The following is a 13,856-nucleotide window of genomic DNA, read 5'->3' on the forward strand; positions in this document are numbered from 1 at the left end:
TTTTCCCAATTCTGACCCGCGAGCGACAGCGAGCGGTGTCTGATTCCAAACTGCGGAGGAAGGGATTCGAATCAGGGAGCGACTGAAAGGAGCGACCGTGGTTCGAATCCTATCTCACCGATTCAGTACCCCAACTATTTCACCACCGCTCTACTACCCGAACGAGGATGTTACTCGCGGGAACGGTGGTTGCGGACGCGACCACCATCATCGAAGACGGGGCTATCGTCGTCGAAGACGACCGTATCGTCGCAGTCGGCGACAGAGCGTCGGTCGAAGAGACGTACCCAACGCACGAGCGACGCGAGTTCGACATCGTCGCACCGGGACTCGTCGGCGGACACGTCCACTCGGTTCAGTCACTCGGGAGAGGCATCGCCGACGACACCTCGCTCCTCGATTGGTTGTTCGACCACGTCCTCCCCATGGAAGCCGGCCTCGACGCCGACGGGATGCGCGTCGCCGCAGAACTCGGCTACCTCGAATGCATCGAGTCCGGGACGACGACGGTCATCGACCACCTCTCTGTCCGACACGCCGAGGAAGCCTTCGAGGCGGCCGGAGAGATGGGAATTCGCGGGCGTATTGGGAAAGTGCTGATGGACACGAACTCACCCGACGACCTGCAAGAAGACACCGACGCAGCGCTGGCGGAGTCGAAACGACTCATCGAACAGTACCACGACACCTTCGACGGCCGACTCCAGTACGCGGTCACACCGCGATTCGCGATAACCTGCTCCGAAGCGTGCCTGCGCGGCGTGCGCGAACTCGTCGACGCCTACGACGGGGTTCGAATCCACACTCACGCGAGCGAGAACCGAGACGAAATCGCGACCATCGAGGCCGAGACGGGGATGCGGAATATCCACTGGTTACACGAAGTCGGCCTCACCGGCGACGACGTCGTTCTCGCCCACTGTGTCCACACAGACGAGTCTGAACGTGAGGTACTCGCCGAGACGGGTACGCACGTCACCTACTGCCCGTCGTCGAACATGAAACTCGCGTCGGGCATCGCGCCCATCACCGACTACCTCGACCGCGGCATCAACGTCGCACTCGGCAACGACGGCCCGCCGTGTAACAACACGCTCGACCCCTTCACCGAGATGCGACAGGCCAGTCTCCTTCAGAAAGTCGACTCGCTCAACCCGACGAACACGCCCGCGTCGACCGTCTTCGAGATGGCGACCAGAAACGGCGCGAAAGCCGCCGGATTCGACCGTGTGGGGTGTCTCCGTGAGGGGTGGAAAGCCGACGTCGTCGGCCTCACGACCGACGTGACGCGCGCAACACCACTTCACGACGTGCTGTCACACCTCGTCTTTTCGGCCCACGGCGACGACGTGGTCTTCACGATGGTCGACGGCAACGTGCTCTACGACGGTGGCGAGCACGTTCGCGCGGACGCAGACGCCATCCGTCGCCGCGCGCGAGCGTACGCGGAGACAATTGGCACCGACACACCCGCTATCGACAACTGACGGGTCTCGAATCCCGTTCTCCCTGCGAAACCGGCCACCATCGCCGCATCTATCTCTCCACACTCCCGCACCAGAGGTATGGCTGTTCGCCTCCGCCCCGCGACGGAGTCTGACCTCCCCGCTATCCGTGACATCTACGAACCGTTCGTCGAACAGACGGCGATTACGTTCGCGTACGACCCGCCCAGCGTCGCCGACCTCGAAACGAAACTTCGAAAGAAGACACATCACCCGTGGCTGGTCTGTGAACTCGACGGGAACGTCGTCGGATACGCGTACGCCGGCCCAATCCGAGAGCGCGAGGCCTACCAATGGGCAGTCGAGACGTCGATATACGTCGACCCCGAGTTCCAGCGCCGTGGCGTCGCTCATGGACTGTACACCGCACTCCTCGACGTCCTCGAACGACAAGGCTACGTGACCGCGTACGCGGTCATCACGACCCCGAATCCGGCCAGTATCGCGTTCCACGAGTCGTTCGGCTTCGAACGCGTCGGTCGATTCGAGCGAATGGGCTTCAAGCACGACGAGTGGCACGACGTGGAGTGGTGGGAACTGGACCTACGCGCACACCCGAACGACCCCGACGAACCGCTCTCGGTCGCGACAGCGCAGACTCACGACTGGTGGGACGAAGCACTTGCGCGCGGCGCCGCGTCCGTCGACGACACCGCACAGAGCTAAGGAGACGTTCTGGTACCGGTGTGCAGTTAGACTTGCGCTCCGGCAGACTCTTCTCTGACCGACTCGGTTTCGGTGCCCGACACGCCGTGGTCGGAGTCGGTAGTTCCCGCCCGTTCGAGGACGTAGCGTTCGACAGCAGCAGACAGCATCGACTGCCAGTCGTCGAACTCGGAGTGTGTATCCACGTATCGGTCCCACTTGTGGGTCGGGATGGACTCGAAGGACTCCTGGTCGGAGACGTCGAATCCGCTGTTATCCACGAATTCACCGATCGATGTCGCATCACAGCGTGATTCGACCCACGACGGTGGGAACAGGTCTGCGAGCGTCACTTCGCCGCCGAGTCCCCCGATCTCGACGTCGAGTGCTGCTGCGGACGTTTCGGCCTCACCCATACACCGCCCCTGCACCCGAGTGTATAACCGTGTTACGGTTGCGGTCAGTGAAGGTCAGTTCGTAGAGATAATCTCGACCACATCACGATGTTCGAGTTCGTGGTCAGAGCCAATCTGGCGCTTCGAGTGGCAGTCGATGCCGTGGAGGAGCCCGTCGCCGATGTCGGAGTGGAGATGGTACGCGAAGTCTTCGGTCGTCGACCCCTCGGGGAGGATAAAGCAGTCGCGGAAGACGCCCTGCGAGTCGGACTTCCCGTTGGCGCTTCCGGGGAAGATGGCGATTGCGCCCATCACGTCGAACAGAGCCATCTCGAGTGACTGCTGGACGCCCGTCCCGCCGTACTCGGAGATGAACTCACGAATCTGTTCGAGACCCGCTTCCTGTTCCTCACTCACGTCGCCGACGATCTCGAAGTCGTCGTCACCGGGCTGGTAGTCGAGGACGTCGCCTTCGTCGGCGTTCTTCAGCGCCTTCTCCGCGTGGGCACTCGTCGGGGTGAACGTGAGGTGGTCGTAGTCGGGGTCCGACGTGATTTCCTCGTAGTTCTCTTGGGAAACTGGCTTGTCCATCTTGTTCGCCGCGATGATTATCGGTTTCGTGCGCTTGCGAATCTCGCGGGCGAGCGCCTCTTTGTCCTCGTCGTCCCACTCGTCGGGGTCGAGTCCGATGTCCAGAGAGAGAATGACCTGCTTGATTTCGTCTTTGTTCGTCTTGAACGCCGACATCTGCTCGGCGAGGTCGACTTCGATGTCCTTCTCTTCGCCGTGGTAGCCCGACCGGTACCGGTCGATACCCTTCTCGAGGATGCCGAGATACCACATGTCGAGTTCGTTCTCGAGGAAGTCGATGTCCTCGCGAGGGTCGTGGCCCTCGGTTGCCTCGCCTTCGATGTCTGTCTCGCCGGAGAAGTCGACGACGTGAACGAGAACGTCCGCTTCGTTGAGGTCGGTCAGGAACTGGTTGCCGAGGCCCTTTCCCTCGTGGGCACCGGGGATGAGACCCGCGACGTCGACGAGTTTGACCGGGACGAAGCGCATGCCGTCGTCACAGTAACCGACAGAGGGTGTACACGATTCGTCGAACTCGGGGGCCGCACACTCGACACGGACGTACGCCTCACCGATGGAGGGGTCAATCGTCGTGAAGGGATATGCGCCCTCCGGAACGTCGTTCATCGTCGCCGCATTGAAGAAACTGGATTTCCCGACGGAGGGTTTTCCGACGAGACCGATCTTGTAACTCATTCGTTGGTCGGACTGGCGGGACGAACGCTAATAACGGTTCGACGTTCGTCTGCGCTGTGTGTGGAATTCACACGCTAGCGAGGCCGTGGCGAGTGATTCCACGGACGTGACCCCGAGGGGAAGACACCCGAGGTCGCCACGCTACATCGACCCGACTGGCCGCCCGGCAGACGTCCGGTGCATCTTTGTCCTCACGTCGCAGAGTTCCGCTGATGACCGATTCGGACGACACGAGTGCGACCGACGAGACACAGGATGCAGACACGTTCGGCGTCGGCATCCACGTCACGGACACCGAACTTCGGTTCGTGGTCAACGTCCCGTCCGACATCGACTCCGGATGGACGAACCCCGAGGCGTTCCAGCAACTCGTCGAACGCATCACGTGGGACATCCTCGACCAACAAGACGTCCTCAGCACCATCGCCTCGAAGGCACCCGACGGCGAGACGGTGTTCCTCGGGACAGTCACGCTTCGCCCCGACGAGACGCTCGTCGACCACACACTTCGGACACCGTCGTTCGAAACGGCGTGACGTACTCTTCCACACACCCGTGCACGACTCCGAACTGACGACCGAACTGGCGATTCGAGAGATGCAGGACGCAGCGCTCTCGAAAGCACTTGTCGACGTCGACGGAGAAGGCCAGTCTGGCAGCGACACCCAGTCGAGACAGTCGTTCGCCCTCGCAGGCGCACTCGAGACTGCCAGACGCGAATCGGCGACTGCAACGTTCGATAGCGGCGGCATCACCCTCGCTGCGTCGCTCGCGTTCATCTCGACGGTATTCGCCGACCGACGGCTTCGTGATTCACTTCGGTCTCCAGTCCGTGCGACCGACGACTCAGCGTGGTATCCGAGCGGCGTCCCTGCACGTGTCGACGACGAACTCGTCGTCACCGGTGCAACCCTCGCAGTCGAGCGATTCGACGTGTCGGTGGAGCGAGTCAGCACACTGTGCGATATCGACGCTGAAAAGATTACTTCGGCCGAGTGACCGGCCACCTACTCGTCACACTCCCTGCTCGTCACGCTCCGCTTCGACAGCGGCGGCGCTCTGGGTCGCGTATTCTCCGAAAAAACTGCGTTCGACGACGAGGCGTTAGTTACCGTTGCCTTTGCCGTTGTTCGACTTTCCGTTGTTCTTGGAGTCTTCCTCATCGGTCGACTCCTCTTCTTCAGTCGACTCTTCCTCTTCGGTCGAGTCGTCGTCGGTGGTTTCTGCGTCAGCGTCTTCTGCGTCAGCGTCTTCGTCAGTGTTGCCCTTCTTCGCGTGTTCAGGTGGGCCCTGTTTCTTGTCGCCCTTGTCCTTCTTTCCAGCGTGGTCTGGGCGCTTTTCGTCTGCCTTACCTGGGTTGTTCTCGGTCACGAACTCCGAGACTGCCTGACCCATCGGGCCTTCGACAGTGCTCTGCTTGAGGCGCTCGACGAACGTGCTGACGAACGCACCGAACGGGTCGTCTTCTTCGAGTTCACCGTCGATCGTGACGGTCTTCGAGATGGTCTGCCCTTCGTACTCGGCGGTTACTTCGAGCGTCGTGTTGTTCTGGAGTGGGGCCGCGAGGTCGACCGTACCGTTCTCGTCGGTCTCGTAGTCGCCAGCATCCGTGTAGTCACCGCTAACGGTGACGTTCGCACCCTCGAGGGGTTCATCGTCGTCAGTGACGTTGATGACGATGGTCGTGTTGTCGACCTGTTCGACCGTCAGTCCGAGGTCGTTGCCGTCGACACTGACCGTGGTTTCTGCCGTCAGGTCACCACTCGACGCGTTGAACGTGAGGTTCGTGGCGTTCGCGGGTTCGACAACTTCGACGGTGCCGTTGGCGTCCGTCTGGTACGTGTCGTTCTCGTAGTCGGTCCCGTTGACCTGCACCGACGCGCCTTCGACCAGTTCGTCGTACTGCGTGACGGTGGCAGTCAGCGTGTCGTTGGCGTCGTCCTGCTCGACAGAGACGTCGAGCGACTCATTGAGTGGGATGAGCTCTTCGGAGACTTCCGTCGTGTTGTTCCCATCTTCCGTGGTGACGTTCAGCGTGACGGTCACGCGTTCTTCCGGGTTCGGGAGTTCGACGGTGCCGTTCGAGTCCGTCTGGTACGTGTCGTTACCGCTGTAGTTACCGTTCGATTCGACGACGACCGTCGCATTATCGACGGCCGTGTTGTCTGTATCGTTCCGCGTCACGGTCACTGTCGCGTTGCCCGTCTCGACGTCTTGGGAGACGCCGACCTGGAGGGACTGGTCGTCGCTTTCTGCGGCGACGGCCCCGGGGACCATCGCGACGGTCAGCATCGCAATGACCATGATTGCTGTGATGAGTTTGCTACCGCGCATGTACCCCTCTCTTCTAACCCCGATACGGTAAAAGGGGTCAATCGTGACTTCGGTTTTCGCTGAATTTCACGTTATTCAACTATTCTTGAATCGGGCTTTTGTCTGTCGATTTTCGTCCATTTTCGACCGAGAACAACCCGGATGGTACTGATAGTGTTTCACCACAGTGGCGGACGCCGACTTCGAGCCTTCCACCGCGTTCGAGTGGGAAAACACCGGGTCGAGGAAGGGGTTCGACCACCACGAGTGGTCGTGTTTTGGTGGATCGCGTATCGAGTCACGGCCGTCTTTAGACGGACGTGTGTCGAAGAGCGCCCGGGTGGAGAACGAGTGCAGTAGCGATGCGTGGGGAGACGCGAAGCGACGCTCTCCAGCGAGCCGGGTACACTCGCGATTCAATGAGCTGGATGCACTCACGATTCAATGAGCTAAATGCACTCGTGACTCCGAGCCCGATGCTCCCGCGACTCGACAGCGCTGCCGCTCTCGGATGAAAACTGCGAGCGGGAAGAATCCCACTCGCCATAAATGAAGAAAGCCCACCGGAGGAATCTCCGGTGGGCTTTCTGAGTATGAGTAGGGGCGGCGAACTGGATTTCCCAGAGGATCGCTCACTCCAGTACTGACCAGAACGCAGGTGAGCTTAACTTCCGTGTTCGGGATGGGTACGGGTGGAACCTCACCGCTCTGGCCGCCTTAATTCCGATCGATGGAATCGAACCATCGCCATACCAATATCGGTGGCGTCGATGTTGATTTTTGTACGTGCAATCCAGTTTGCGCCTGGACCCGTTCTCGGGTCTCAGTGCGTATGAATGTGGCTTGGTCTGTTAGTGCTCGCGGGCTGAACAACTCGTTGCCTCGTTGCGTACACCCCGAGTCTATCGAACTCGTCTTCTACGAGTGACCTCAGTGGAACTTCTTTTCCGTGTAGGTTTCGAGCTTAGATGCTTTCAGCTCTTACCCTGCGGTGCGTAGCTGCCCGGCAACTGCCCTCTCGGACAACCGGTACACCAGTGGCACCCATTCGTAGTTCCTCTCGTACTATACGAACGTTCACGTCATGTTCCTAAACACCCCCAATAGATAGCAGCCGACCTGTCTCACGACGGTCTAAACCCAGCTCACGACCTCCTTTAATAGGCGAACAACCTCACCCTTGCCCGCTTCTGCACGGGCAGGATGGAGGGAACCGACATCGAGGTAGCAAGCCACCGGGTCGATATGTGCTCTTGCCGGTGACGACTCTGTTATCCCTAAGGTAGCTTTTCTGTCATCTACGGGTCCCATGAATGAACCTCGTAGGTTCGCTAGACCACGCTTTCGCGTCAGCGACACTCGTTGGGAATGTCACTGTCAGACTTCCGTTTGCTCTTGCGCTCTTCCACGAGTTTCCGACTCGCGTGAGGAAATCTTTGGGCGCGCTCGATATCTTTTCGAGCGCGTACCGCCCCAGTCAAACTGCCCGGCTACCGGTGTCCTCCGCCAGGAGTGAGAGTCGCAGTCACTAACGGGTAGTATTTCAATGATGCCTCGGTGGCCCGCTGGCGCGGGTACCTGTGTAACGGCTCCTACCTATGCTGCACATTAGCGACCACGTCTCAGCGACAGCCTGCAGTAAAGCTCTATAGGGTCTTCGCTTCCCCTTGGGGGTCTCCAGACTCCGCACTGGAACGTGCTGTTCACCGGGCCCAACGTTGGGACAGTGACGCTCTCGTTGATCCATTCATGCAAGCCGCTACTGAAGCGGCAAGGTACTACGCTACCTTAAGAGGGTCATAGTTACCCCCGCCGTTGACGGGTCCTTCGTCCCATTGTAATGGGTGTTCAGATACCCGCACTGGGCAGGATTCAGTGACCGTACGAGTCCTTGCGGATTTGCGGTCACCTATGTTGTTACTAGACAGTCGGAGCGTCCGAGTCACTGCGACCTGCTCGATCAAGAGCAGGTATCCCTTATCGCGAACTTACGGGACTAACTTGCCGAATTCCCTAACGTCGGTTGATCCCGACAGGCCTTGGCTTGCTCTGCCAGCGCACCTGTGTCGGATCTCGGTACGATTATCTTGCTCGTCTTTTCACGGGCTCTAGGTACCGCCGAGTTTCCCTATCTCACCATTCTTTCGCTTCGTGCCATTACGGCTTCCACGAAGTTCGGTGATTCGACGGGGCGAAGGCCCCGCTCGGTGTTTCCTAAAGCGTCGACTTTTAGTGCAAGATAGTACTGGAATATTAACCAGTTTCCCTTTCATCTATTTCGAGTTACGGATAGACTTAGGATCGACTAACCCTCGGCTGATTAGCAGTGCCGAGGAACCCTTGCGCGTAAGGCCGTCGGGGTTCACACCCGACTCTCGCTGCTACTGAGACCATGATTTTCTTTGCTGCTCGGTCCACACGAAGTCTCCCCCGTGCTTCCACCCAAACAGTATGCCAACCTACGGAATCGTACTATGAGTACGCCGCCAGGTCTCGGAGGTGGATTTGAGCCCCGATCATTTTCGACGCCTCGAACCTCGGCCGGTAAGCTGTTACGCTATTCTTAGAGGGTAGCTGCTTCTAAGCTCACCTCCCGGCTGTTTAGGGCTCGAGACAATCTTCAATCGCACTTAATCCACACTTTGGGTCCTTAACCTAGCTCTGGGTTGTCTCCCTCACGGTGCACAAGCTTACCCCGCACACCGGACTCCCTGAGTCTACGACGTTCGTAAGTTCGGAGTTTGACAGGGAAGCGAACTCCTCTCGGAGTCCGGATTCCCAATCGGTCGCTCTACCTCACGAACTATCTCATCAGAGGTCATGCTTCGACATGTTTCGGTTGGAACCAGCTGTTGCCAAGTTCGATGGGCCTTTCACCCCTACACCAGAGTCACGAGAGGGTATTGTAGGACACCAACTCTAACGGGCCTCCACGCAGCTTTCGCCACGCTTCACCCTGCTCCGGCGTAGATCACTTGGTTTCGGGTCGCATCCGGTTGGCTCCCCGCCCTTGAAGACGGTGGCCCTGGTCAAAGACTGCGGCCGTATCGGTTTCCCTATGCCTCCGGGGGTTCACCCCTTAGACTCGCCAGTCAGATGCACTCCATGGTTCGTTTTTCAAAACGTACGACGTAACATCGGCTTCGTCTGAGTCTTACTGTGAGATCGCTCTCGGTTCATTCGTCAGACGACCTTGTATGCTACATCGCTCTATCGCCAACTGATTTCAAGCCCTATTGCACCGCCCTTTTCGGGGTGCTTTTCAGCGTTCGCTCACGCTACTTGTTCGCTATCGGTCTCGAGGAGTGTTTAGTCTTCGCAGTTGATGCCTGCGTAATTCACGAGGGATATCCAACCCCCGCTATTCTGGAACAACCCCGGGACCTTTCTCTTATGTTACGGGGTTTTCACCCTGTATCACGCTCCGTTCCAGGAGACTTCACATAAGATCCAGGTCCGTTACGGGTAGTCCGTACACCACATTGCCCGAAGGCTTCGGTTTGGACTGTGTCGCTTTCACTCGCCGTTACTCACGATATCGCGGATTGCTTTCTTTTCCTGCTCCTACTAAGATGTTTCAATTCGGAGCGTTCCCCATTGCGCAAGGCAATTGCGTGGGGATTCCCATTCGGAGATCCTCAGTTCTTTCCCTCCATGCGGGTCCCTGAGGCTTTTCGCAGCTTGGCACGTCCGTCATCGGCTCTCGAGCCGAGCTATCCACCAGCTGGCACAGTAGCCAGTTGATATAGTCACTGTGACCCGGAGAACGGGTCCAGTGGACGCCTGGATTGCACGTACACACGGTTTCATCAAACGCCCAGTAGTCTTCTGGCGCGTTTTCGACCCTTCCCAACCACGCTTGCGCGGGTTGGTGCATCAGTCGTCAATGCTCATTCCTTCGTATCGTCGTCCCACACTTAAGGGGCACGATTCAACGAGGGTTGAACATTGCTTACCATGGACCCACAGGGATTCGAACCCTGGGCATCCTCCTTGCAAAGGAGGCACTCTACCACTGAGCTATGGGCCCGTGTCAGCCCTAGTAGTTCTAAGGTGTCCGAACGGACGTCAGCGAACTCGGGAGATCGAAAGTGAGCCACCCCGTCGGGGTGGTCTCGTTCGTTAGGAGGTGATCCAGCCGCAGATTCCCCTACGGCTACCTTGTTACGACTTAAGCCCCCTTGCGAAGCCCAGATTCGACTGTCGTGTGACAGCCTCATCCGGACCTCACTCGGGTGCTTTGACGGGCGGTGTGTGCAAGGAGCAGGGACGTATTCACCGCACTCTTATGAAATGCGATTACTACCGAATCCAGCTTCATGAGGGCGAGTTTCAGCCCTCAATCCGAACTACGATCGAGTTTAGGAGATTAGCGTTCTCTTTCGAGATAGCAACCCATTGTCTCGACCATTGTAGCCCGCGTGTAGCCCAGCTCATTCGGGGCATACTGACCTACCGTTGCCCGTTCCTTCCTCCGCTTTAGCAGCGGCAGTCCTTCTAATGTACCCAGCCAGTCGAAACTGCTGCTGGCAATTAGAAGTGCGGGTCTCGCTCGTTGCCTGACTTAACAGGACGCCTCACGGTACGAGCTGACGGCGGCCATGCACCTCCTCTCTATAGCATCGTGGCAAGGTCATCAACCTGACCGTCATTACTATAGTCGGAGCTGGTGAGATGTCCGGCGTTGAGTCCAATTAAACCGCAGGCTCCTCCGGTTGTAGTGCTCCCCCGCCAATTCCTTTAAGTTTCATCCTTGCGGACGTACTTCCCAGGCGGCTCGCTTCTCGGCTTCCCTACGGCACAGCACAGGCTCGTAGCCTGTGCCACACCTAGCGAGCATCGTTTACAGCTAGGACTACCCGGGTATCTAATCCGGTTCGAGACCCTAGCTTTCGTCCCTCACCGTCGGATCCGTCTTCTCGAGGTGCTTTCGCCATCGGTGGTCCGTCCAGGATTACGGGATTTCACTCCTACCCCGGACGTACCCCTCGAGCCTTCCGGTCCCAAGCCACGTGGTTTCCACCGGACGCCCGCCAGTTAAGCTGGCGGATTTCCCGATGGACCTTCGTGGCCGGCTACGGACGCTTTAGGCCCAATAATATCGGTCATCACTTGGGCTGCCGGTATTACCGCGGCGGCTGGCACCGGTCTTGCCCAGCCCTTATTCCCCGACCGCCTTACAGTCGGGAAAAGCGAGGACTATATGCCCTCGCACTTGGGGTCCCCTTATCGCACTTGCGTACAGTGTAAAGGTTTCGCGCCTGCTGCGCCCCGTAGGGCCCGGAATCTTGTCTCAGATTCCGTCTCCGGGCTCTTGCTCTCACAACCCGTACCGATTATCGGCACGGTGGGCCGTTACCCCACCGTCTACCTAATCGGCCGCAGACACATCCTACGGCGCCGGAGCGTTTGGGAGAGTCGGCATTTCCAGCGCGACTCCCCTATGAACTATTAGCCTCAGTTTCCCGAGGTTATCGTTCTCCGTAGGGTAGTTTGTCCACGTGTTACTGAGCTTTTCGCAACGAGTATAAGCTCGTACAACTAGCATGGCTAAATCGGACCCCAATAGCAATGACCTCCGGCAGGATCAACCGGAATGGGTCGCGACCATTTAAACCTGGTCGCGGGGTGTTGGCGGGTGAATGGCAGCATAATGCTGTCAAATCACCGTTCAAAGGTCCGAGTTCGCTGATATCCGTTCGGATATCACCGAACTACTAGGGCTAACATCAGATACCGTCTTGCGGCGTACCGCAGGGGCGGAATCCTCATTTCCTTCGGATTTGAATCGAGGTGGTTCGAGGGTATAAACCCGTCGAACCTCGCTCGACCCAACCCGTGAATCGGGACGCGTTGAAACGCCCCGAAATCGCGTTGTGTCGTTCGCATTCTTCCGAAATGCCTTGGACCACTTAAGGCCGTCGTATCATCGGCGCCCCGGGAAGGTGTGTCATCCCGTGATGCGCCAAACGACCTTGGGTCGGTGGGCGTTCGGACGAAGCCTTCGGGGGGAGTGCCCCCGTGCGCTTCTTCACATTACTTCGAATGGCACGGTTACATTTAACGCCGTTGATTTAGTGGCTCTGTGGGAAAAATAGACACGAGGGGTGCCATAACTTCACGCGTGTCCACTCGTGACATCATTTCCATATCGAGTGAAATGAAGTATTAGTTTCGCGCACGTGCGAAGCGACGACGGAACCGACTCCGTTGAACTCGGTTTATAACGGGTCGCTTTATAAGGAAGGAGGTATGATTAAAAAGCGAGCAATGAGTGGGCCGGCAGACTCCATCGAGATTCAGAACGTAGTCGCATCGACCGGGATCGGTCAAGAGCTCGACCTAGAAGCACTTGCCGACGACCTTCCCGGTGCTGATTTCAACCCAGACAACTTCCCAGGCCTCGTCTACAGGACGCAAGAACCGAAGGCCGCAGCCCTCATCTTCCGTTCTGGGAAGATCGTGTGCACCGGTGCAAAGAGTATCGACGACGTGCACGAGGCGCTCGGAATCATCTTCGACAAACTCCGGGAACTGAGTATCCCTGTCGACGAAGAACCCGAGATTACGGTTCAGAACATCGTCTCCAGTGCGGACCTGGGCCACAACCTGAACCTGAACGCACTCGCTATCGGTCTCGGCCTCGAAGACGTCGAGTACGAGCCAGAGCAGTTCCCCGGACTCGTCTACCGGATGGACGAGCCGAAGGTCGTCATCCTTCTGTTCGGTTCCGGGAAAATCGTCATCACCGGCGGGAAACGGACTGACGACGCAGAGACGGCCGTCGAGGAAATCGTCGAGCGTATCGACGCCCTCGGCCTTCTCGGATAGCGTTTCCAACGAACACTTTCTTCGGACTGCACGCTGACGAGCGATGCGTCCACAAGTGTAAAATGTTGAACAGTCTAACGACTTAGCATGAATCCACGGGAAGATGTGGCGTTCCTCGTTGGGTCACGGAGCAGGGAGTCGATACTCCAGACACTCGCAGAAAAGCCACGTCGTCCAACTGACCTCGCACGCGTGTGTGGGTGCGCTCGCGAGACTGCACAGCGCACACTCGCAGGGTTTTGCGACCGCGGATGGGCGCGAAAGGCCGACGGATTGTACCGCCTCACCCCCGGCGGGAAGATGGTCTACGAGCAGTATCAGGATCTCATCGATACGGTCGAATGTGCAGACCGAATGAGCGAGTTCCTGACGAACGTCGAAGGCATCTGCGAGGACGTGCCGCACGACGTCCTCACCCAGTTGTCCGTCACGACGGCCGCGGACAACGACCCGCACGCACCCATCAACCGATATCTCACCGTCCTCGGGAGCGAACCGGTAGACGAGTTCCGTGGTGTCTCTCCCATCGTAAGTCGAGTTTTCAACGAAGCAGCGGAGCGGGTGATTGGACCAGAGACGACGATGGAACTCGCCATCGACCACGACGTGCTCGAGCGGTCGATTACAGAGTACACAGACGCCTTCGAACTCGGGCAAGAACTCGACCAATTCTCGCTTCGCGTCGTGGACGAGACTCTCGAATTCGGCCTCCTCCTCGTCGACGGCCATGGAGTGGTTGCTGCGTACGACGACGACGGAAACATGGTTGCCCTCGTCGACGGTGACGAACCAGAAGTCGTGACCTGGGTCGAACAGTTGTACGAGTCACTTCGGGCAGCGTCGGTTCCTGTCGAACGTGACGCCTCGGTCGAACAGGTCTTCGAATAGGACAGACCAAACC

9 protein-coding genes, 1 tRNA gene and 3 rRNA genes are annotated in these 13,856 nt (G+C 58.4%); 6 read left to right on the forward strand and 7 right to left on the reverse strand.

The features are described 5' to 3' along the window. Positions 1-167: 167 nt before the first annotated feature. Positions 168-1,487, forward strand: coding sequence for a 5'-deoxyadenosine deaminase (locus GJR98_RS09445; RefSeq protein WP_151137655.1), 1,320 nt, complete (start codon positions 168-170; stop codon positions 1,485-1,487). A 78-nt stretch (positions 1,488-1,565) separates the two neighbouring features. After that, positions 1,566-2,171, forward strand: coding sequence for a GNAT family N-acetyltransferase (locus GJR98_RS09450; RefSeq protein WP_151137657.1), 606 nt, complete (start codon positions 1,566-1,568; stop codon positions 2,169-2,171). Positions 2,172-2,197: 26 nt separating this feature from the next. Here the strand turns inward: GJR98_RS09450 and GJR98_RS09455 are convergent, their stop codons facing one another. Both GJR98_RS09455 and GJR98_RS09460 read right to left on the reverse strand, forming a co-directional pair. Continuing rightward, positions 2,198-2,566 carry a hypothetical protein gene (locus GJR98_RS09455; protein WP_151137659.1) on the reverse strand — a complete coding sequence of 123 codons (369 nt, stop codon included), beginning with the start codon at positions 2,564-2,566 and terminating at the stop codon, positions 2,198-2,200. 54 nt (positions 2,567-2,620) lie between these two features. Continuing rightward, positions 2,621-3,811, reverse strand: coding sequence for a redox-regulated ATPase YchF (locus tag GJR98_RS09460; protein WP_151137662.1), 1,191 nt, complete (start codon positions 3,809-3,811; stop codon positions 2,621-2,623). 212 nt (positions 3,812-4,023) lie between these two features. Between GJR98_RS09460 and GJR98_RS09465 the strand changes: the two genes are divergently transcribed. Together GJR98_RS09465 and GJR98_RS09470 are read left to right on the forward strand one after the other, a co-directional pair. Then, positions 4,024-4,347: a hypothetical protein gene (locus GJR98_RS09465; RefSeq protein WP_151137664.1), complete on the forward strand. Its 324-nt coding sequence runs from the start codon at positions 4,024-4,026 to the stop codon at positions 4,345-4,347. Positions 4,348-4,408: 61 nt separating this feature from the next. Further along, positions 4,409-4,810 carry a hypothetical protein gene (locus GJR98_RS09470; RefSeq protein WP_151139419.1) on the forward strand — a complete coding sequence of 134 codons (402 nt, stop codon included), beginning with the start codon at positions 4,409-4,411 and terminating at the stop codon, positions 4,808-4,810. Positions 4,811-4,915: 105 nt separating this feature from the next. On the opposite strand, the gene GJR98_RS09475 is transcribed toward GJR98_RS09470, so the two are convergent. The 5 genes from GJR98_RS09475 to GJR98_RS09495 form a co-directional block, all read right to left on the reverse strand. Then, complete coding sequence (locus GJR98_RS09475; RefSeq protein WP_151137666.1) at positions 4,916-6,145, reverse strand: hypothetical protein; 1,230 nt, start codon at positions 6,143-6,145, stop codon at positions 4,916-4,918. A gap of 577 nt (positions 6,146-6,722) precedes the next feature. Next, a 5S ribosomal RNA gene (gene rrf, locus GJR98_RS09480) occupies positions 6,723-6,844 on the reverse strand. Between the two features lie 113 nt (positions 6,845-6,957). Next, positions 6,958-9,869 (reverse strand): 23S ribosomal RNA (locus GJR98_RS09485). 213 nt (positions 9,870-10,082) lie between these two features. Further along, positions 10,083-10,154: transfer RNA gene (locus tag GJR98_RS09490), tRNA-Ala, on the reverse strand. Between the two features lie 94 nt (positions 10,155-10,248). Beyond that, positions 10,249-11,722, reverse strand: a 16S ribosomal RNA gene (locus GJR98_RS09495). Together the 16S, 23S and 5S rRNA genes with 1 tRNA gene alongside form the textbook arrangement of a ribosomal RNA operon. Positions 11,723-12,394: 672 nt before the next feature. On the opposite strand from GJR98_RS09495, the gene GJR98_RS09500 reads away from it, so the two are divergent. Both GJR98_RS09500 and GJR98_RS09505 read left to right on the forward strand, forming a co-directional pair. Further along, positions 12,395-12,955: a TATA-box-binding protein gene (locus tag GJR98_RS09500; RefSeq protein ID WP_151139420.1), complete on the forward strand. Its 561-nt coding sequence runs from the start codon at positions 12,395-12,397 to the stop codon at positions 12,953-12,955. A gap of 87 nt (positions 12,956-13,042) precedes the next feature. Then, entirely contained in the window at positions 13,043-13,843 is an 801-nt protein-coding gene (locus tag GJR98_RS09505; protein WP_225316391.1) for a helix-turn-helix transcriptional regulator, read from the forward strand. The last annotated feature ends 13 nt before the right edge of the window (positions 13,844-13,856 follow it).

Origin of the sequence: Haloferax marinisediminis (assembly GCF_009674585.1) — an archaeon.
GTDB classification, from domain to species: Archaea; Halobacteriota; Halobacteria; order Halobacteriales; family Haloferacaceae; genus Haloferax; species Haloferax marinisediminis.

What these genes read in the sequence shown, in the direction of transcription:
- GJR98_RS09465 (WP_151137664.1), top strand. Translation starts at nt 4,024, where the DNA reads ATGACCGATTCGGACGACACGAGTGCGACCGACGAGACACAGGATGCA.
- GJR98_RS09455 (WP_151137659.1), bottom strand. Translation starts at nt 2,566, where the DNA reads ATGGGTGAGGCCGAAACGTCCGCAGCAGCACTCGACGTCGAGATCGGG.
- GJR98_RS09460 (WP_151137662.1), bottom strand. Translation starts at nt 3,811, where the DNA reads ATGAGTTACAAGATCGGTCTCGTCGGAAAACCCTCCGTCGGGAAATCC.
- GJR98_RS09500 (WP_151139420.1), top strand. Translation starts at nt 12,395, where the DNA reads ATGAGTGGGCCGGCAGACTCCATCGAGATTCAGAACGTAGTCGCATCG.
- GJR98_RS09470 (WP_151139419.1), top strand. Translation starts at nt 4,409, where the DNA reads ATGCAGGACGCAGCGCTCTCGAAAGCACTTGTCGACGTCGACGGAGAA.
- GJR98_RS09505 (WP_225316391.1), top strand. Translation starts at nt 13,043, where the DNA reads ATGAATCCACGGGAAGATGTGGCGTTCCTCGTTGGGTCACGGAGCAGG.
- GJR98_RS09475 (WP_151137666.1), bottom strand. Translation starts at nt 6,145, where the DNA reads ATGCGCGGTAGCAAACTCATCACAGCAATCATGGTCATTGCGATGCTG.
- GJR98_RS09445 (WP_151137655.1), top strand. Translation starts at nt 168, where the DNA reads ATGTTACTCGCGGGAACGGTGGTTGCGGACGCGACCACCATCATCGAA.
- GJR98_RS09450 (WP_151137657.1), top strand. Translation starts at nt 1,566, where the DNA reads ATGGCTGTTCGCCTCCGCCCCGCGACGGAGTCTGACCTCCCCGCTATC.